A 16,637-nucleotide genomic window follows, 5' to 3' on the forward strand; every position below is an offset into this window, starting at 1 on the left:
GCGCCATGAACGATCACAGCCAACTGTTCCGCCTGCTCGCCCTGCTGCTCGACTATCCACGCGCCGAGCTGCGCGAGGAGAGCCTCGGCCTGCATGCGCTGATCCGCACCTGCGAACTGCCGGAAGCGCTGCGCGACGGCCTCGCGGCGCTGCTCAACGAGCTCTGCCAGGGCGACCTGCTGGACGTCCAGGCGCGCTACGACGGTCTCTTCGAGCGCGGCCGCTCGGTCTCGCTGCTGCTCTTCGAGCACGTCCACGGCGAGAGCCGCGATCGTGGCCAGGCGATGGTCGACCTGCTCGACCGCTATACCGGGGCTGGCCTGCAGATCGACGTACCGGAGCTGCCGGACTACCTGCCGCTGTACCTCGAATACCTGTCGCTGCTGCCGTTCGCGGCGGCCAGCGAAGGGCTCGCCGAAGTGGCGCACATCCTCGGCCTGCTGGCGCTGCGCCTGGAGGAACGTGGCAGCGCCTACGCGGCGATTTTCGAGGCGTTGCTGGAACTCGGCGGCGAGCGCCCGGACCTCGGCGCGTTGCGTCGCGACCAGGCCCAGGAACAGCGCGACGACAGCCTGGAGGCCATCGACCGGGCCTGGGAGGAAACCCCGGTGAGCTTCACCGACCCTGCCGGCGGTTGCCCGTCGAGCAGCGGCCGCCGTCCGACGGCGTCCACCGAACAACCATTGCAATGGGTCGCCCAGCCGGTACCGCAGATGCAGTACCGCGCGGCCCGCGAAGGAGTCTGAGCATGTCGACCAATCTTCTGTTCTTCGGGATCTATCCCTATGTCGCGCTGCTGATCTGCCTGGTCGGCAGCTGGGCGCGCTTCGACCTCTCGCAGTACACCTGGAAGGCCGGTTCCAGCCAGATGCTCAGCAAGAAGGGCATGCGGGTATACAGCAACCTGTTCCACGTCGGCGTGCTGTTCATCCTCGCCGGCCACTTCGTCGGCCTGCTGACCCCGGCCTCGGTCTACCACCACCTGATCAGCACCGAGAACAAGCAACTGCTGGCGATGGTCTCCGGCGGCTTCTTCGGCGTGCTCTGCTTCATCGGCCTGAGCGGACTGATCCTGCGCCGCCTGACCGACGCGCGGGTGCGCGCCACCGGCAACGCCTCTGACCTGATGATCCTGCTGGTGCTCTACGCCCAGCTGATCCTCGGCCTCTCCACCATCGTCGCCTCGACCCATCACATGGATGGCTCGGTGATGGTGATGCTCGCCGACTGGGCCCAGGCCATCGTCACCCTGCGTCCGCTGGCGGCGGCCGAAGCCATCGCGCCGGTGGGCCTGGTCTACAAGCTGCACGTCGGCCTGGGCCTGACCCTGTTCGTGCTGTTCCCCTTCACCCGCCTGGTGCACATCGTCAGCGCGCCGGTGTGGTACCTGGGCCGGCGCTACCAGATCGTGCGCCAGAAACGTCCTGCCTGAACCCTGGGCGGCCGGCGCATCCGGCGCCGGCCCGCCGAACCGAGGTGATCGATCATGAGTTGCTCCCACTACGAAGAACGCGTCGAGAAGGTCGAACTGCCGCAACTGAAGGTCAACGGCGTGGCCATCGGCGAAGACCTGCTGGCCCGCGAGCTGCAATACCACCCGGCGGACAGCTACGCGCTGGCGCTGGAGGCCGCCTGCCGTGCGCTGATCGTCCGCCAGTTGCTCCTGCAACGGGCCGACGCGCTGGGCATCGAGGCCCGCTGCGAAGACGGCGAGACGCCGGAGGAAGCGCGCATCCGCCAATTGCTGGAGGAAGAGGTGCAGGTCCCGGAAGCCGACGAAGACGCCTGCCGGACCTGGTACGCGGCCAATCCGGGGCGCCTGCTCGGCCCCTGGCGCCTGCAATTGCGCCATGTGCTGCTGGCCTGCGCGCCGGACGACCTGGAAGGCCGCGAGACGGCGCGCAAGCAGGCCGCGGAGCTGCTCGACGAGTTGCGCGGGCATCCCGAGCGCTTCGTCGACCTGGCCCGGCGTTTCTCCGCCTGTCCGTCGAAGGAGGCGGGCGGCGACCTCGGCTGGATCGAGCCGGGGCAGACCGTCCCCGAATTCGAGAAGCGCCTGCTGCGCCGCGCGCCCGGGCTGCTCGAGCATCCGCTGGAAAGCCGCTATGGCCTGCATGTGGTGGAACTGCTGGGGCGCGAGGGCGGCGAGCCGCTCGACTTCGACGCGGCCCGCGCGCAAATCGCCGCGCACCTGCAAGCGCAAGTGTTGCAGCGGGCCGTGGGGCAGTACATCGGCGTGCTGGCGGGAGACGCCTGCATCGAGGGCTTCGCCTTCGAGGGCGCGGATGGGGCGCTGGTGCAATAGGTTTCGGCGCCGTTGTTTCCCTCTTCCTCCCGCACATCAATCGGAGTACCCAGGACATGACCGACTGGATCGATGGCCAAGGCCGACAGATCGACTACCTGCGCCTGTCGGTCACCGACCGTTGCGACTTCCGCTGTGTCTACTGCATGGCCGAGGACATGCGCTTCCTGCCGCGCCAGCAGGTGCTGACCCTGGAGGAGATCGAGCGGGTCGCCCGGCTGTTCGTCGCCGGCGGTGTGCGCAAGCTGCGCCTGACCGGCGGCGAGCCGCTGGTGCGGCCCGGCATCGTCGGCCTGTGCGAGCGCCTGGCGGCACTGCCGGGGCTGCGCGAACTGTGCATGACCAGCAATGGCTCGCAACTGGTGCGCTACGCCCGGCCGTTGTACGACGCCGGCCTGTCGCGTCTCAACATCAGCCTCGACACCCTCGATCCGCTGCGCTTCCGGGCGATCACCCGCAACGGCGAGCTGGACAAGGTGCTGGCCGGCATCGACGCCGCCCAGGCCGCCGGTTTCCGCCGGATCAAGCTGAACGCGGTGGTGATGAAGGGGCGCAACGCCGATGAGGTGCCGGCGCTGGTGGACTTCGCCATCGCCCGCGGCCTGGATATCAGCTTCATCGAGGAGATGCCGCTTGGCCAGGTCGGCCGCGAACGTGGCGAGAGCTTCTGCTCCAGCGACGAAGTACGCGCGCTGATCGCCCAGCGCCACGCCTTGCTCGACAGCGCCGAGCAGAGCGGCGGGCCGGCGCGCTACGTGCGCCTGGTTGAGCATCCGCAGATACGCATCGGCTTCATCTCGCCGCACTCGCACAACTTCTGCGCCACCTGCAACCGCCTGCGCCTGACCGTCGAGGGCCGCCTGCTGCTGTGCCTCGGCCACGAGCATTCGCTCGACCTGCGCGCGCTGCTGCGCCGCCACCCGCTGCACGACGGGCCGTTGCTGGAAGCGATCGGCGAGGCGCTCCAGCGCAAGCCGGCGCGCCATGAATTCAGCGCCGCCGGCGAGGTGCAGGTGCTGCGCTTCATGAACATGAGCGGCGGCTGAGGCGACTCAGGGCGTAGCCAGCGGGCCTGGTGGCAGGCGCACCACCTCGAGGCCGTCGAGCCACTTGACGTGGCGCGGGCCGCTGCGCAGATCGCTTGTCGAGACCAGCGCCAGCGGGCCTTCGCCAGGATCCAGGGCGAGGCCGTTCTTCTGGTAGGCCACCAGGATATCGTCGCCGGCCTCGCTGTTGTACAGCTCGCCCCAGGAAAACACCACGGCATAACCGTCCCTGGAACTGCGCGCGACCACATAGCTGCGCCGCGCGTCCTGGTGGCCGGGCATGTCCAGCCCGGCCTGGTCCAGCACGTCGCTCAGGCGCACCCCCCGGTACTCGCGCTCGGCGCCGACCTGGGCGCCAGACTGGCAGACCATCGCCAGCTTGCCGCTGTCTTGCGCCGGTAGCTGGCGTAGCGCGGCGAGGTCGAGGCGCAGCTCGCGCTGCACCGCGCCGTACACGTGCAGCGAGGCGTCCGCGGCGACGCCGAGGGCGGGCAGGGCCGTGCACAGGGCGGCCAGTGCGAGGCGTTTCAATAGCGGTATTTCATGCCGAGCCATAGGGTGCGTCCTTCTTCGATGAATCCTTCGTTGTAGGCGTATCGGCGATCCGCCAGGTTGTTCAGCGCCAGGCTCAGGGCCAGTTCGCGGCTGGCCTGGTATTCGCCATGCAGGTTGAGCAGCGCGAAGCCGGCGGCGCGCCGGCTGCCGCCGGTATCGCTGTAGGTCCGGGAACGGGCTTCGCCGCTGAGCACCAGGTGCAGCGGCTCCAGGGCTTGCCAGTCGGCCCAGGCGAACAGTTTGTGGCGCGGCAGGCCGGTGACCACGCCGGCCTCGCTGCTGCGCCAGTCGCTGTCGATCCAGCTGTAGTTGGCGCCCAGCTCCAGGCGCTGCGCAGGCCTGCCGCGCAGGCCCAGGTCGAGGCCCTGGTAGACGATCTCGCCGACATTGCGGTTCTGCGCCAGGTTCGGCCCGAGGTCGGTGGCCTGGATGGCATCGCGCACCCGGTTGTGGAACAGCGCGAGGTCCAGCGTGGTGTCCTGGCCGAAGGCGCGGCGGTAGCGCAGTTCGACCAGGCGCGCGCGCTCCGGGTCGAGGTCGGGGTTGACCAGCACGGTCTGGCCGACGGCGGGGCGGAAGGTGGTGTAGCGGTCCTTGAGGGTGGCGAAGCGGCTACGGTCGGCCAGGTTCAGCTGGACTTCGCTGGCTTCGTCGAGCGGATGCACCAGGCTCCATTGCCAGTTGAACGCCTCGGCGTCGTTGTCCGGGTATTCCTTCTCGCTGGTCCGGCCCTGGCGGTCGGTCTTGTACTCCCGTGCCTCCAGGCTTTCCCGCCAGTCGTAGCTGACCCCGAAGATCATCCGCGTGGCCGCGTCGAGGGCCCACTGGTATTCGCTGGAGAGCGACCAGGTGCGGTCTTCGAAGCGCCCCCAGGGTCCGCGGTCCTGGCGTTCGCGGTGGACGTCCTGCTTCCAGTGCAGGGCGAAGGCCAGGCTGTCGTCCTCGCGCAGGCCCTGGCTGAGTTCCACCCCGGCGCCGTCGGACCAGTCGTCGTACTGGCTGCGACTGCCCTTGCGGGCCTCCAGGTCGGCGCGACTGTTGTACTGCTCCAGGGTGTTCTGGAAGGTGTCGCGGTAGAGGCGCGTACGCAGGCGCGTGCGTTCGCCGAGCTGGGTGCTGGAGTTGAAGTACAGGCCTTCCTTGTTCCAGTCCGGCCAGCGCCAGTAGCGGCTCTGGAACGACGGATCGCTGCCGGCGTAGGGTGGCGACTGCTTGTCGCCGTCCTGCTTGAAGTAGGTCAGCACGTATTCGTCGCTGGCATTGGGCGTCAGGCCCAGCTTCAGGGTGCCGCGGGCGTCGCGGCTGGCCGAGTTGGCGCGTTCGCCGTGGCTACCCAGGTCGTCGCTGTCGCGCAGGCCGCCGGGGAGGGCGCGGGCGTCGCGGTCGAGCCAGGCGCCGCTGGCCTGGAAGAAGCCCTGGCGGCCCTTGCCGCCGAGGGAGAAATCCGCCGCCCGGCCGACCCGCCCTGCGTCGCGCGCCCAGCCCTGGCTGAGGCCGAAGCCGGCCTCGAAGGGGCGGGTCGGGCGACGGGTCGCCAGGTTGATCGCCCCGCCGAGCATGTTCGGCCCCTGCAACAGCGAGGCGTAGCCCTTGGACACTTCGATGCCGGCCAGGTCCGAGGTGAGGAAGCGGCCGAGGTCGATGTTGCCGTCGTAGGGCACGTAGACCGGCACGCCGTCGATGAACAGCGGCACCTGGCGCGAGTCGAAGCCGCGTACGCTGACCTGGCGTTCGTTGCGGTTGCCGCCGCCTTGCAGGTAGACGCCGGGGAGGGTGTTCAGCGCCTCGCCGACGTCGCGGCGGTCGAAGCGCTGGAAGTCTTCGCGGGCGACGCTGTCCGGCGGGCTGAGGGAATTGCCCCAGGTGCTGACTTCCATGTCGGGAAGCGCGATCGGCGTCTCCGCCTGGGCAGTGGCAGCGCCCAGCAGGGACAGTGCCAGGCTGGGGACCAGCCGGTTGGAAAGAAGGTTTTGCATGGTAGCGGCGATCTCGTTATGTATTTTTTTACATAACGATCTATGAAATATTCATCAGGGTAAATACCCATTAAGAGCAATTCGGAATTATTTATCTATATAGCGAATTCGGAAGGGCGGCGGCGGGACGAAAAAATCCCCGCGGCATGAGCGTGACGCGGGGATCCAGGCGTAAATAGAGCCTTAACCGTGATAGCTGAAATGGAGCAAGGGGGTGATGTCTGCGTAGCGGAACACCTCGCGGGTGGCTGTGTATGGCTCAAGACTAAGTCCCGCGGGCCGGCGGGCCTATTCCTCGAAGGAGGTAAGGAGGGGTAGCGGAGGAGGGACGGCGATTGACGATGTATACTTTTTGGTCCAGATTGGACGAAAAGTATAAAAGCGGATCACCGTCTGTTTCCCGCCCGGGCCGCGGGCGCACCTTCGTCACCCCTGGAGTCGTCCATGATCAAGTCGCTGAACACCAAGAACCTGCTGGGAGGCCTGCTGCTCGGCGTGCTCGCCAGCGGATCCGCCGTCGCCGCCGATGGCAACCTGCGAATCGGCATCGAGGCCGCCTACCCGCCGTTTTCCTTCAAGACCGCCGAAGGCGAACTGGCCGGCTTCGACTACGACATCGGCAACGCGCTGTGCGCGCAGATGCAGGTGAAGTGCCAGTGGATCGAGCAGGAGTACGACGGCCTGATTCCCTCGCTGAAAGTTCGCAAGATAGACGCCGCGCTGTCCTCCATCACCATCACCGAGGAGCGCCGGCGCTCGGTGGACTTCACCCACAAGTACTACTTCACGCCGGGCCGCCTGGTGATGAAGGAAGGCGCCCAGCTCGACGACAGCTTCAGCCAGTTGGCCGGCAAGCGCATCGGCGTGCAGCGCGGCGCTACCGCCGACCGCTTCGCCAGTGCGGTGCTGGCCAAGGTCGGTGCCGAAGTGGTGCGCTACACCAGCCAGGACGAGATCTACCTGGACCTGGTGGCCGGCCGCCTCGACGCCACCTTCGCCGACTCCATCCCGTTGCAGACCGGCTTCCTCGATACCCCGCGCGGCAAGGGCTACGCCTTCGTCGGGCCGGAGTTCAAGGACCCGAAATACTTCGGCGAGGGCGCCGGGATCGCGGTGCGCAAGGGGGACGCCGAGCTGGTCGGCAAGCTCAACGCGGCGATCGACGCGATTCGTGCCGACGGGACCTACAAGCGCATCGAGGGCAAGTACTTCAAGAGCGACATCTACGGCGACTGACCGCTCGCCGGCGGCGGCTGCCGTCAGTCGCCGCCTTCCTTCAGCTCCTTGAGGTGCTTGTAGACCGTCGCCCGGCCCATGTTCAGCACGTTGGCCACATAGTTGGCGGCGCTCTTGCCCTTGAACGCGCCCTCGGCGTGCAGGGCCAGGACCAGTTCGCGCTTGTGCTCGCGGGTCAGCAGGTTCAAGCCGAGCTGGCGCTGCCGCAGCCAGCCGTGCAGGAAGGTGTTGATGCGCTCCTGCCAGTCGTCGCGGAACAGCGCGTCCGGTTGCGGGATCAGCTTGCTCGGCGAGAGGAACAGGTCGAGCGCCGCCTTGGCGCTCTCGAACAGGCTGATATTCAGGTTGATGCACAGCACCGCCAGCGGCTGGCCGGCGGCGTCGAGCAGCACGGTGCTGACCGAGCGGATCTTCTGCCCGTCCCAGTTGAGCTTCTCGTAGGGACCGATGTTGCGCTCGTCGCTATCGCCTTCGAGCATGTCTTCCAGCGCCGAGTCGTCGCCGACCTCGCGCTTGGACAGGTTGTTGGCGATGTAGTCGACCCGCTGGCTGCGCAGGTCGTGCAGGACCACTTCGGCGTGGGGGAAGAACAGGGTGGCGATGCCGTCGGCGATCGCCCGGTAGTTCTCCAGGCTGGGGTCTTGGCTCGGGCTCATGCGCAGGAACTCTCGTGGGACGGCGGGCGAGGCGAGTGTGCCGCAAACCCGCCGCCGGGTCATCAGGGAGACAGGCGGCGCGGCGACAGCATCGCCTCGTCCAGGCCGTGCTCGCGCAGGTGCGCCGGCAGCGGCTGGTGGCGGATCAGCGCGGCGCTGGCCTCGCCCATCGCCGCCGAGGTCTGGATACCGTAGCCGCCCTGGGCGGCGACCCAGAAGAAGCCTTCCGCATCGGCGGCGTAGCCGGCCACCAGGTCGCCGTCGGCGACGAACGAGCGCAGCCCTGCCCAGGTGTGTTCCGGGCGGCGAATGGTGAGGGTGGTGGCTTCTTCGATCAGGTACATGCCGGTGGCGATGTCCAGTTGCTCGGGCTGCACGTCGTGGGCCTCGACCGGATCGGCGTTGGCCGGCGAGCCGAGCAACATGCCAGCGTCCGGCTTCAGGTAGAAGGATTCGTCGAGGCTGACCAGCATCGGCCAGTCGTGGCAGTCGATGCCCGGCGGCGGGGCGAAGATGAAGGCCGAGCGGCGCTTGGGTTGCAGGCCCAGCGGGCGGACGCCGGCCAGCCCGGCGATGGTGTCGCACCAGGCGCCCGCGGCGTTGACCAGCACCGCCGCGCGGTAGCTGCCGGCGGCGCAGCGGACTTCCCAGGCGCCGTCGACCCGGCGGATCTCCAGCGCTTCGTGGTTGCACAGGACCTGCCCCTGGTTGCGGCGGATGCCGCGCAGGTAGCCCTGGTGCAGGGCGTCGGTATCGATGTCGGCGCCGGTGGGGTCGTAGGTGGCGCCGAAGACCTTGTCGCGACGCAGCACCGGCACGATCGAGCAGGCCTGTTCCGCGTCCAGCAGGCGCATCTGCGGCACCAGCGCCTTGCCGCTTTCGTATTGACGGCGGAGTTCTTCCGGATCGTCGCTGAAGTCGACCACCATTTCCGGACGCGGGCTGAGCAGCTGATGCTCGCAGAAGCCGGCCGGCGGGTTGTCGAAGAAGGCCCGGCTGGCGGCGGTGAGCGCGCGCACCTGGGGTGTGCCGTAGGCCACCGTGTAGTGCGCGGCGGAGCGGCCGGTGGAGTGGTAGCCGGGCTGCGCCTCGCGCTCCAGCACCACGACCCGGCCGTGGGCCGACAGCCAGTAGCCGGTGGATGCGCCGGCGATGCCGGCACCGATGACGAGGTAATCCGCTTCGATCATGCTGCTCTCCTGCATCGCGCGATCAGCCTGCCTGGCGCAGGCGGTAGAGGGCGTTGGCCAGGGCTACGTCTTCCAGGCCCAGGCCGATCGAGCGGAAGAACGCCGGGCGCCGGTATTCCGGACGTGGCGCCTGGCCGCCGAGCAGCTCGGCGAGGTCGCCGCGGATCGCCTCGGGGCTCCAGCCATGCTGTTCGGCGGCGATCAGCATCTCGCCGGCGGAGCCTGGGGTGGTGTGCCGGTAGTCGCAATAGACGTCCATGGCCGCCAGGCTTTCCGCCGGTACCTCATGGGCGCGGGGCGCGTTGGTACTGATCGAGGTGACCAGCGCCGGGCGCTCGAGTTGGCGCGGGTCGATCACCGCTCGGGCCGAGGAAGTGCAGAGCAGGATCACATCGGCTTCGTCCAGCGCTTCCTCCAGGCTGCCGGCGGCTTCGGCGCGCGGGTCGATGGCGCGCAGGCTTTGCAGGCGGCGCTCGTCCAGGCACGGCGAATGGACTCGCACGCCCTGCCAGTCACGCAGGCCCTTCACGTATTGCAGGTGGGCATGGGCCACCGGTCCGCTGCCGATCAGAGCCAGGCGGCCGGCTTCGGCCGGAGCCAGGGCATCCACCGCCACCGCGGTGGTGGCGGCGGTGCGCGCGGTGGTCAGCCGGGCGGCATCGCAGAGCAGCAAGGGCTGGCCGGTCTGCATCGACATCAGCAGGGTCCAGGCGGTGACCAACGGGCCCTGTTCGCGGACGATGTAGGGCGAAGTCTTGACCCCGTAGACCTGTTCCTGGGCGAGCACGCCGAGGTAGTTGATGAAGTCGCCGCGACCGGCGGGGAACTCCACCAGTTGCTGGGCCGGCTGGAGCGCCTGGCCGGCGGCCAGGTCGAGGAACAGCTGGCGCATGGCCTGGAGGACGTCGATACGGGCGAGCAGTTGCTCGGCTTCGGCCTGCTGGACGATCAGGGGAGTGGCGGCGCTCATGCGATCTCCGGAATGGATGTAAACAATTTGTCCATTCTGGACTTTAAGGTATTGCCGGGCAAGCGCCGACCCGCCTCGATGACCGACGGCGGCACCTGCGTGTCGCAGAAACGAAAAAGGCGAAGCCGGATGGCTTCGCCTTTTTTCTCCACGCCTGCGTTCAGTGCTTGCGCGGTACCGGCTTGAGCAGTTCGGCCGGCGGCATCTCGCAGGTGATCTTGCGGCCCAGCAGTTCTTCGATCGGCGGCAGGGCGAAGGCATCGTCCTCGCCAGCGAAGCTGATCGAGGTGCCCGAGGCGCCGGCGCGGCCGGTACGACCGATACGGTGCACGTAGTCGTCCGGGTCCTCCGGCAGGGTGAAGTTGATCACATGGCTGATGCCGTCGATGTGGATGCCGCGGCCGGCCACGTCGGTTGCCACCAGGACGCGGATCTTGCCTTCGCGGAAGCCTTCCAGGGTGCGGATGCGCTTGTGCTGCGGCACGTCGCCGGACATCTGGGCGGCGCTGATGCCGTCCTTGGTCAGGCGTTCCTCGATGCGGCGGACTTCGTCCTTGCGGTTGGCGAAGACCATCACCCGTTCCCAGTTGTTCTGTGCCACCAGGTTGTACAGCAGCTTGTACTTGTCGCTGCCGGCCACGGCGTAGACATGCTGCTCGACGGTGTCGCTGGCGACGTTCTCCGGCTCGATCTCGACGATCGCCGGATCGACGGTCCACTGCTTGGCGAGGTTCATCACGTCGTCGGTGAAGGTCGCCGAGAACAGCAGGGTCTGGCGTTCGCCCTTGTGCGGGGTCTGCCGGATGATCTGCCGGACCTGCGGGATGAAGCCCATGTCGAGCATGCGGTCGGCTTCGTCGAGGACCATCACCTCGACCATGTCCAGGTGCACCTCGCCGCGCTGGTTGAAGTCCAGCAGACGGCCGGGGGTGGCTACCAGGATGTCGCAGAAGCGCGCTTCCAGCTGCTTGAGTTGCTTGTCGAAGTCCATGCCGCCGACGAAGGTCATCACGTTCAGCCCGGTGTACTTGGTCAGCGCCGCGGCGTCCTTGGCGATCTGTACCACCAGTTCGCGGGTCGGGGCGATGATCAGCGCGCGCGGCTCGCCCATGTAGCGCTCTTTCGGCGGCGGGGTCTGCAGCAACTGGGTGATGATCGAGATGAGGAACGCGGCGGTCTTGCCGGTACCGGTCTGGGCGCGGCCGATGGCGTCCTGGCCGCGCAGGGTGAAGCCCAGTACCTGCGCCTGGATCGGCGTGCAGTAGGGGAAGCCGAGGTCATGGATGGCGTGCATCAGGCTCGGGGCGAGGTTGAAGTCGTGGAAGCGGGTCTTGCCTTCCTGCGGTTCGACCACGAAGTCTTCCAGCTTCCAGTTGTCCACCGGCTTCGGCTTGCGTTCGCGGCGCGGCTTGTCGCTGCGCGGCTTGGCGTCCCGGCCTTCTTTGGCGGCGGGTTTGGCGGGCTTTTCGCTTTTCTCGGCCTTTTCAACGGCGCGCGGGGCGCCGGACTCGTTGTCGGCGCGCGGGGCGCGCGGTTTGCGTGGGCGTTTCTCGGTCGGCTTTTCGCCGGTGGGGGCGGTACCTTTCGCGGTAGCGCCGGCAGGGCCTTGCGGGACCGGGGAGGAACCGCTCTGCGGCTGGGTTCCGTCGGCCTTGCCGAAGATTTTCTTGAGTGCTTTGAGCACGGCGATCTCGTAGTGGTTAAGGAATGAACGGGCGCCAGTGTAAAGCATGTTGCCAGCGGGGAGAAATCCATGCTTGGCCGGTCACCTCCAGGCTTGGCCGGACGGGGCCTGGAGGCGGCTGCGCGAAGCTCCCGGGGCAGCCTCCGGGAGGGCTCGTACGCGCGACCGGCGGCGCGCTACAAAAAGACAACGGTAGGGCGACGACGGGGGTGGCATCTTCGGGACGGTGCCGGAGCGATCCGGCGAGTGTCCGCCCACTCACCAACGGAAGAACAAGAAAACCATGAATCCGTCCCCATCGATCGCCGGGCTGAGCGATATCGAAGCCCTGGAACGCGTGCCGCTGGAACAGCGCGACCTGCCGTCCAGCACCTACGAACTGTTGCAACGCTCGGCCCAGCGCCACGGCCAGCGTATCGCCCTGAGCTGCCTGCTGCATGGCAGCGCCGCCGAAGAACCGTTGCGGATCAGCTATGCCGAGCTGTTCGCCCGCGTCACCCAGACCGCCAACGCCTTGCACCGGCTGGGCCTGGAAAGCCACCAGGCGGTGTCCTTCCTGCTGCCCAACCTGCCGCAGACCCACTACGTGATCTGGGGCGGCGAAGCTGCCGGGATCGTCAATGCGATCAACCCGCTGCTCGAGCCGGAGCACATCGCCGAGCTGATCCGCGCCTCCAACACCCGGGTGCTGGTGACCCTGGCGCCGTTCCCCGGCACCGACCTGTGGCAGAAGGTCGCCGGCCTGCGCGCGCAGCTGCCGGAGCTGTACGCGATCGTCGTGGTCGATCCGGCCAACCTGTTGCCGGCGCCGCAGCGCGAGGCGCTCAAGGCCCAGCGCGGGCCGCTGCCGGAGGGCGTGCTGGACTTCGATACGCTGATCGCCGACTGCCCGGCAGACCGCCTGGAGAGCGGACGGGCGATCCATCCGGACGACGTCGCTTCCTATTTCCACACCGGCGGCACCACCGGCACGCCGAAGCTGGCGCCGCACAGCCACTTCAACGAGGTGGCGATGGCCGAGATCATGGGCCTGAACGCCGACTACGGGGTGGACGACGTGCTGCTCTGTGGCCTGCCGCTGTTCCACGTCAACGGCGTGATGGTTACCGGCCTGGCGCCCTTCCATCGCGGCGCCCAGGTGCTCCTGGCCGGGCCCCAGGGCTACCGCAATCCGACCCTGATCCAGGACTTCTGGAAGCTGGTGGAGCGCTACCGGGTCACCAGCTTCAGTGGTGTGCCGACCATCTACGCGGCGTTGCTGCAGGTCCCCAGCGATGGCCGCGACCTGTCCAGCCTGCGTTTCGCCCTGTGCGGCGCGGCGCCGATGCCGGTGGAGCTGATCCGCCAGTTCGAGGCGCGTACCGGGCTCAAGGTGATCGAAGGCTACGGCCTCACCGAAGGTACCTGCGGCACCAGTTGCAACCCACGTGGCGGCGAGCGCCGGCCGGGTTCGATCGGCCTGCGCCTGCCGTATTGCCAGGTGAAGGTCGCGGTGCTCGACGGCGAGGGCAATTACCTGCGCGATGCCGCGCCGAACGAGGTGGGCAACCTCTGCCTGAAGGGCCCGACGGTGTTCAAGGGCTACCTGCAACAGGACCGGAACCGCGATATCTGGGTCGGCGATGGCTGGTTCAATACCGGCGACCTCGGTCGTATCGACGAGGACGGCTACATCTGGCTCACCGGGCGCAGCAAGGACCTGATCATTCGCGGTGGCCACAACATCGACCCACAGATGATCGAAGAAGCGCTGCACCGGCATCCGGCCGTGGCCCTGGCGGCGGCGGTGGGCAAGCCGGACGCCAAGGCCGGCGAGCTGCCGGTGGCGTATATCCAGCTCAAGCCCGGCGCCAGCGCCAGCGAGGAAGAGCTGCTGGAACACGCCAGCCGCCACGTACCGGAGCGCGCGGCGGTGCCCAAGGATGTCTGGCTGATCGAGAGCATGCCGGTCACCGCGGTGGGCAAGACCTTCAAGCCGGCGCTGCGCCTGGACGCGATCCGCCGGGTGCTGGAGGAGGAAAGCCGGAGGATCGCCGAGGATATCCGCGTGGAGGTGGTCGCCGACGAGCGCCACGGCCAGCTCGCCCACCTGCACGTTCCCGCGCTCGACGAAAGACGCCGGGCGGCGCTGGAAGAGCTGCTCGGCGGCTACGCGCTGAACTACCGGCTGCACGCCGTCTGAGAGAAGCTGCGCGCGTCAGAGGCGCTTGCGCAGCCAGGCGCCGATGTCGTGGATTTCCTCCAGGGACACCTCGTGGCCCATCGGGTAGTCGTGCCAGCCCACCTCCACACCCTGCGCCTGCAAGGCGTCATGGGCCGCGCGGCCGAGCGCCGGGTCGACCACGTCGTCCTGGCTGCCATGCAGGTGCAGGACCGGAATCCGCTTGTGGCGCTCGTCCAGCGCCAGGTCGTCGAAGGTCGGCGCGTAGGTGGATAGCGCCAGCACCCCGCCGAGCGGCTGGGCGTAGCGGCGGAAGGCGGTATGCAGGACCACCGCGCCGCCCTGGGAGAAACCGGCGAGGATGATCCGCTCGGCGGCGATGCCCTTGGCGCGCTGTTCATCGATGAGGGCGATGACCTGGTCGGCGGAGGCGTTCAACTGGTCTTCGTCGATGGCCCGCGCCGGACTGAAGGCAAGGATGTCGTACCAGCTCGGCATGACCCAACCGCCATTGACCGTCACCGCCTGGCTCGGCGCCTGGGGAAGGATGAAGCGGGTGCTCGGCAGGACCACCTGCAGGGCTTCGGCCACCGGCTTGAAGTCGGTACGGTCGGCGCCCAGGCCGTGCAGCCAGATGATGCAGGCGTCGGCATTCGGGGCATCGAGGATCAGGGGTTCGCTCATAACGGCTCCAGGCAGGGGGCATATGCGTTCGGAATGGGAGGACCATTCGACAACAGGCGCTTTCCCGCTCGCAAGTCGGCCAGATTGTCGCAGATCATGCATTCGCCAATTTCCCGCGGATGCGCTTTGCTAAGGGAAGTGCGCCGGGCACGCCGTTCGTCGCCCGCCGCCGTCGCACCGCCGGCTGCCCCTGCCGGTGCCGCGGCGCTTGCGGTTACAGTGCGGCGACCGGCCCGGGAAGCGACCGGCGCGGGGCCGGCGGTTCACCCAGGGGCGGCGAAGGGAGTGGCGAACAGATGACAATAATGAAAGGTACCTGGCTGCTGCTGGCCGCCGTCTGCCTCGGCGCCAGCGCCACGGCCGAGGCCGGTGCGACGCTGGATGCGGTGAAGCGCAAGGGCTACGTGCAGTGCGGCGTCAGCGACGGCCTGCCGGGGTTCTCCTACGCCGACGCCAAGGGCCGTTTCAAGGGGCTCGACGTCGACATCTGCCGGGCGCTGGCCGCCGCGCTGTTCGGCGACGCCGGGAAGGTGCGCTTCACCCCGCTGTCCGCCACCGAGCGGTTTTCGGCGTTGCAGTCCGGCACGGTCGACCTGCTGTCGCGCAACACCTCATGGACCAGCTCGCGGGATACCGCGCTGGGCATCCACTTCACCGGCGTCACCTATTTCGACGGCCAGGGCTTCCTGGTCAATCGCAAGCTCGGCGTGTCCAGCGCCCGCGAACTGAAGGACACGACGGTGTGCATCCAGTCCGGCACCACCAACGAGCTGAACGTGGCGGACTACTTCCGGGCCCACGGCATCCGCTACAAGGCGGTGCTCGACGACAGCTACGAGAAGAGCGCCCGTGCCCTGGAGGCGGGGCAGTGCGACGTGCTCAGCTCCGACCAGTCGCAGCTCTACGCCCAGCGCCTGAAGCTGGCCAAGCCGGACCAGTACGTGGTGCTGCCGGAAGTGATCTCCAAGGAGCCGCTCGGCCCGGCCGTGCGGCAGGGCGACGAAGCCTGGTTCAACATCGTCCGCTGGACCCTGTACGGCCTGCTCAACGCGGAGGAGCTGGGGGTCACCTCGAGCAACGTCGAGCGCCAGGCCAGGGACAGCCGCAACCCGGACGTCGCCCGCCTGCTCGGCAGCGAGGGCGACGCCGGCAAGGACTTGCAACTGCCGCGCGACTGGGTGGTGCAGATGGTGCGCCAGGTCGGCAACTATGGCGAGATCTTCGCCCGCAACGTCGGCGACGGCAGCCCGCTGAAGATGCCGCGCGGCCTCAACGCGCAATGGAATCTCGGCGGCCTGCACTATGCGCCGCCGATCCGCTGACCGGCGGGGGCTGGCTGAACTCTCGCCAGCACCGACAATCCGATAACAGACAGACGCACCGGTGCCGGTGCACTATAGAGCGACGCGTCATGCCGAACACCGAACAAGAGAATTGCCCGTGAACCTATCGATGACTCCCATCAACAAAGCCAAGGCCTGGGGCGTCCACGCCGTCACCGCCAGCGGCGTGATCCTGGCCTTGCTGGCCCTGCTCGCGCTGGTCGACAACAAACCCCAGGCCTGCCTGCTCTGGCTCGGCCTGGCCCTGCTGGTGGACGGCCTCGACGGCACCCTGGCGCGCAAGTACGAAGTCAAGGAAATGCTGCCGCATTTCGACGGCTCGGTGCTCGACCTGGTGATCGACTACCTGACCTACGTGTTCATCCCGGCCATCTTCATCTACCGCTACATCCCCCTGCCGGAGCATTTCGAACTGCTGGCGGTGGGCGTGATTCTGGTTTCGTCGCTGTTCTGCTTCTGCAACGTCAACATGAAGAGCACCGACAACTACTTCGTTGGCTTCCCGGCCGCCTGGAACGTGGTGGCGGTGTACTTCTACGTGCTCGACCTGCACCCCTGGGTCAACCTCGCCACGGTGCTGGTGCTGGCTGCCCTGACCCTGACCCGGATGAAGTTCCTCCACCCGTTCCGCGTGCGCCAGTTCATGCCGTTGAACATCGCGGTGACCTTCGTCTGGCTGATCAGCAGCGGTCTGCTGATCGTCCAGCAGCCGGCCGACCTGCCGATCCTGCTCGGCCTGTGGTTCGCCGCCTCGGCCTATTTCGTCGGTATCTGCCTCTGGCGCAGCGCCCGCGAGTGGTTCGGCTGAAACGACCCGGCGCGACGGCGTTC

General features: G+C 67.9%; 15 protein-coding genes. 8 read left to right on the plus strand and 7 right to left on the minus strand.

The features are described 5' to 3' along the window. Positions 1 to 5 precede the first annotated feature (5 nt). Genes narJ through moaA form a run of 4 tightly spaced genes read left to right on the plus strand, consistent with a single transcriptional unit; the run spans position 6 to position 3,351 of the window. Positions 6 to 746, plus strand: a complete 741-nt coding sequence (gene narJ / locus VQ067_RS05600) for a nitrate reductase molybdenum cofactor assembly chaperone (protein ID WP_003092956.1) — start codon at positions 6 to 8, stop codon at positions 744 to 746. Positions 747 to 748: 2 nt separating this feature from the next. Further along, on the plus strand, positions 749 to 1,432 hold the full coding sequence (narI, locus tag VQ067_RS05605; RefSeq protein WP_003092953.1) for a respiratory nitrate reductase subunit gamma: 684 nt from the start codon (positions 749 to 751) through the stop codon (positions 1,430 to 1,432). A 54-nt stretch (positions 1,433 to 1,486) separates the two neighbouring features. Continuing rightward, positions 1,487 to 2,305: a peptidylprolyl isomerase gene (locus VQ067_RS05610; RefSeq protein WP_003159377.1), complete on the plus strand. Its 819-nt coding sequence runs from the start codon at positions 1,487 to 1,489 to the stop codon at positions 2,303 to 2,305. A gap of 56 nt (positions 2,306 to 2,361) precedes the next feature. After that, positions 2,362 to 3,351, plus strand: a complete 990-nt coding sequence (moaA, locus tag VQ067_RS05615; RefSeq protein ID WP_009877501.1) for a GTP 3',8-cyclase MoaA — start codon at positions 2,362 to 2,364, stop codon at positions 3,349 to 3,351. A gap of 6 nt (positions 3,352 to 3,357) precedes the next feature. On the opposite strand, the gene VQ067_RS05620 is transcribed toward moaA, so the two are convergent. Then, positions 3,358 to 3,906, minus strand: a complete 549-nt coding sequence (locus VQ067_RS05620; RefSeq protein WP_023097257.1) for a molybdopterin-dependent oxidoreductase — start codon at positions 3,904 to 3,906, stop codon at positions 3,358 to 3,360. Then, entirely contained in the window at positions 3,879 to 5,882 is a 2,004-nt protein-coding gene (locus tag VQ067_RS05625; RefSeq protein ID WP_003129557.1) for a TonB-dependent receptor plug domain-containing protein, read from the minus strand. Before VQ067_RS05625 ends, VQ067_RS05620 begins: the two co-directional genes overlap by 28 nt. Before the next feature lie 444 nt (positions 5,883 to 6,326). Here VQ067_RS05625 and VQ067_RS05630 point away from each other — a divergent pair, with 444 nt between their 5' ends. Beyond that, a complete protein-coding gene (locus tag VQ067_RS05630; protein WP_023095238.1) occupies positions 6,327 to 7,118 on the plus strand; it encodes an ABC transporter substrate-binding protein in 792 nt (263 codons plus the stop codon). Between the two features lie 23 nt (positions 7,119 to 7,141). Here the strand turns inward: VQ067_RS05630 and dauR are convergent, their stop codons facing one another. The 4 genes from dauR to rhlB form a co-directional block, all read right to left on the minus strand. Further along, complete coding sequence (gene dauR / locus VQ067_RS05635) at positions 7,142 to 7,774, minus strand: transcriptional regulator DauR (RefSeq protein ID WP_023095239.1); 633 nt, start codon at positions 7,772 to 7,774, stop codon at positions 7,142 to 7,144. 62 nt (positions 7,775 to 7,836) lie between these two features. Next, positions 7,837 to 8,964, minus strand: a complete 1,128-nt coding sequence (dauA, locus tag VQ067_RS05640) for an FAD-dependent catabolic D-arginine dehydrogenase DauA (RefSeq protein WP_033991040.1) — start codon at positions 8,962 to 8,964, stop codon at positions 7,837 to 7,839. Between the two features lie 22 nt (positions 8,965 to 8,986). Further along, entirely contained in the window at positions 8,987 to 9,934 is a 948-nt protein-coding gene (dauB, locus tag VQ067_RS05645) for an NAD(P)H-dependent anabolic L-arginine dehydrogenase DauB (protein ID WP_033991041.1), read from the minus strand. A gap of 160 nt (positions 9,935 to 10,094) precedes the next feature. Continuing rightward, positions 10,095 to 11,618 (minus strand): ATP-dependent RNA helicase RhlB, encoded by a 1,524-nt coding sequence (gene rhlB, locus VQ067_RS05650; RefSeq protein ID WP_023980190.1) that lies wholly within the window; start codon positions 11,616 to 11,618, stop codon positions 10,095 to 10,097. 283 nt (positions 11,619 to 11,901) lie between these two features. Between rhlB and VQ067_RS05655 the strand changes: the two genes are divergently transcribed. Further along, positions 11,902 to 13,800, plus strand: a complete 1,899-nt coding sequence (locus VQ067_RS05655; RefSeq protein WP_023097261.1) for an acyl-CoA synthetase — start codon at positions 11,902 to 11,904, stop codon at positions 13,798 to 13,800. A gap of 15 nt (positions 13,801 to 13,815) precedes the next feature. On the opposite strand, the gene VQ067_RS05660 is transcribed toward VQ067_RS05655, so the two are convergent. After that, a complete protein-coding gene (locus tag VQ067_RS05660) occupies positions 13,816 to 14,463 on the minus strand; it encodes an alpha/beta hydrolase (RefSeq protein WP_003129570.1) in 648 nt (215 codons plus the stop codon). A gap of 296 nt (positions 14,464 to 14,759) precedes the next feature. Between VQ067_RS05660 and VQ067_RS05665 the strand changes: the two genes are divergently transcribed. After that, complete coding sequence (locus tag VQ067_RS05665) at positions 14,760 to 15,785, plus strand: amino acid ABC transporter substrate-binding protein (RefSeq protein WP_023095241.1); 1,026 nt, start codon at positions 14,760 to 14,762, stop codon at positions 15,783 to 15,785. A 112-nt stretch (positions 15,786 to 15,897) separates the two neighbouring features. Continuing rightward, positions 15,898 to 16,614 (plus strand): phosphatidylcholine synthase, encoded by a 717-nt coding sequence (gene pcsA, locus VQ067_RS05670; RefSeq protein WP_003105024.1) that lies wholly within the window; start codon positions 15,898 to 15,900, stop codon positions 16,612 to 16,614. The last annotated feature ends 23 nt before the right edge of the window (positions 16,615 to 16,637 follow it).

The sequence above is a fragment of the Pseudomonas sp. KBN12P06040 genome (assembly GCF_037574965.1).
GTDB lineage: Bacteria > Pseudomonadota > Gammaproteobacteria > Pseudomonadales > Pseudomonadaceae > Pseudomonas > Pseudomonas aeruginosa.

Excerpts from the sequence above, each read along its gene's own strand:
- dauR (WP_023095239.1), bottom strand. The coding sequence starts at position 7,774 with ATGAGCCCGAGCCAAGACCCCAGCCTGGAGAACTACCGGGCGATCGCC.
- VQ067_RS05625 (WP_003129557.1), bottom strand. The coding sequence starts at position 5,882 with ATGCAAAACCTTCTTTCCAACCGGCTGGTCCCCAGCCTGGCACTGTCC.
- VQ067_RS05630 (WP_023095238.1), top strand. The coding sequence starts at position 6,327 with ATGATCAAGTCGCTGAACACCAAGAACCTGCTGGGAGGCCTGCTGCTC.
- VQ067_RS05660 (WP_003129570.1), bottom strand. The coding sequence starts at position 14,463 with ATGAGCGAACCCCTGATCCTCGATGCCCCGAATGCCGACGCCTGCATC.
- narJ (WP_003092956.1), top strand. The coding sequence starts at position 6 with ATGAACGATCACAGCCAACTGTTCCGCCTGCTCGCCCTGCTGCTCGAC.
- VQ067_RS05665 (WP_023095241.1), top strand. The coding sequence starts at position 14,760 with ATGACAATAATGAAAGGTACCTGGCTGCTGCTGGCCGCCGTCTGCCTC.
- VQ067_RS05610 (WP_003159377.1), top strand. The coding sequence starts at position 1,487 with ATGAGTTGCTCCCACTACGAAGAACGCGTCGAGAAGGTCGAACTGCCG.
- moaA (WP_009877501.1), top strand. The coding sequence starts at position 2,362 with ATGACCGACTGGATCGATGGCCAAGGCCGACAGATCGACTACCTGCGC.
- VQ067_RS05620 (WP_023097257.1), bottom strand. The coding sequence starts at position 3,906 with ATGGCTCGGCATGAAATACCGCTATTGAAACGCCTCGCACTGGCCGCC.
- VQ067_RS05655 (WP_023097261.1), top strand. The coding sequence starts at position 11,902 with ATGAATCCGTCCCCATCGATCGCCGGGCTGAGCGATATCGAAGCCCTG.
- dauA (WP_033991040.1), bottom strand. The coding sequence starts at position 8,964 with ATGATCGAAGCGGATTACCTCGTCATCGGTGCCGGCATCGCCGGCGCA.
- narI (WP_003092953.1), top strand. The coding sequence starts at position 749 with ATGTCGACCAATCTTCTGTTCTTCGGGATCTATCCCTATGTCGCGCTG.
- dauB (WP_033991041.1), bottom strand. The coding sequence starts at position 9,934 with ATGAGCGCCGCCACTCCCCTGATCGTCCAGCAGGCCGAAGCCGAGCAA.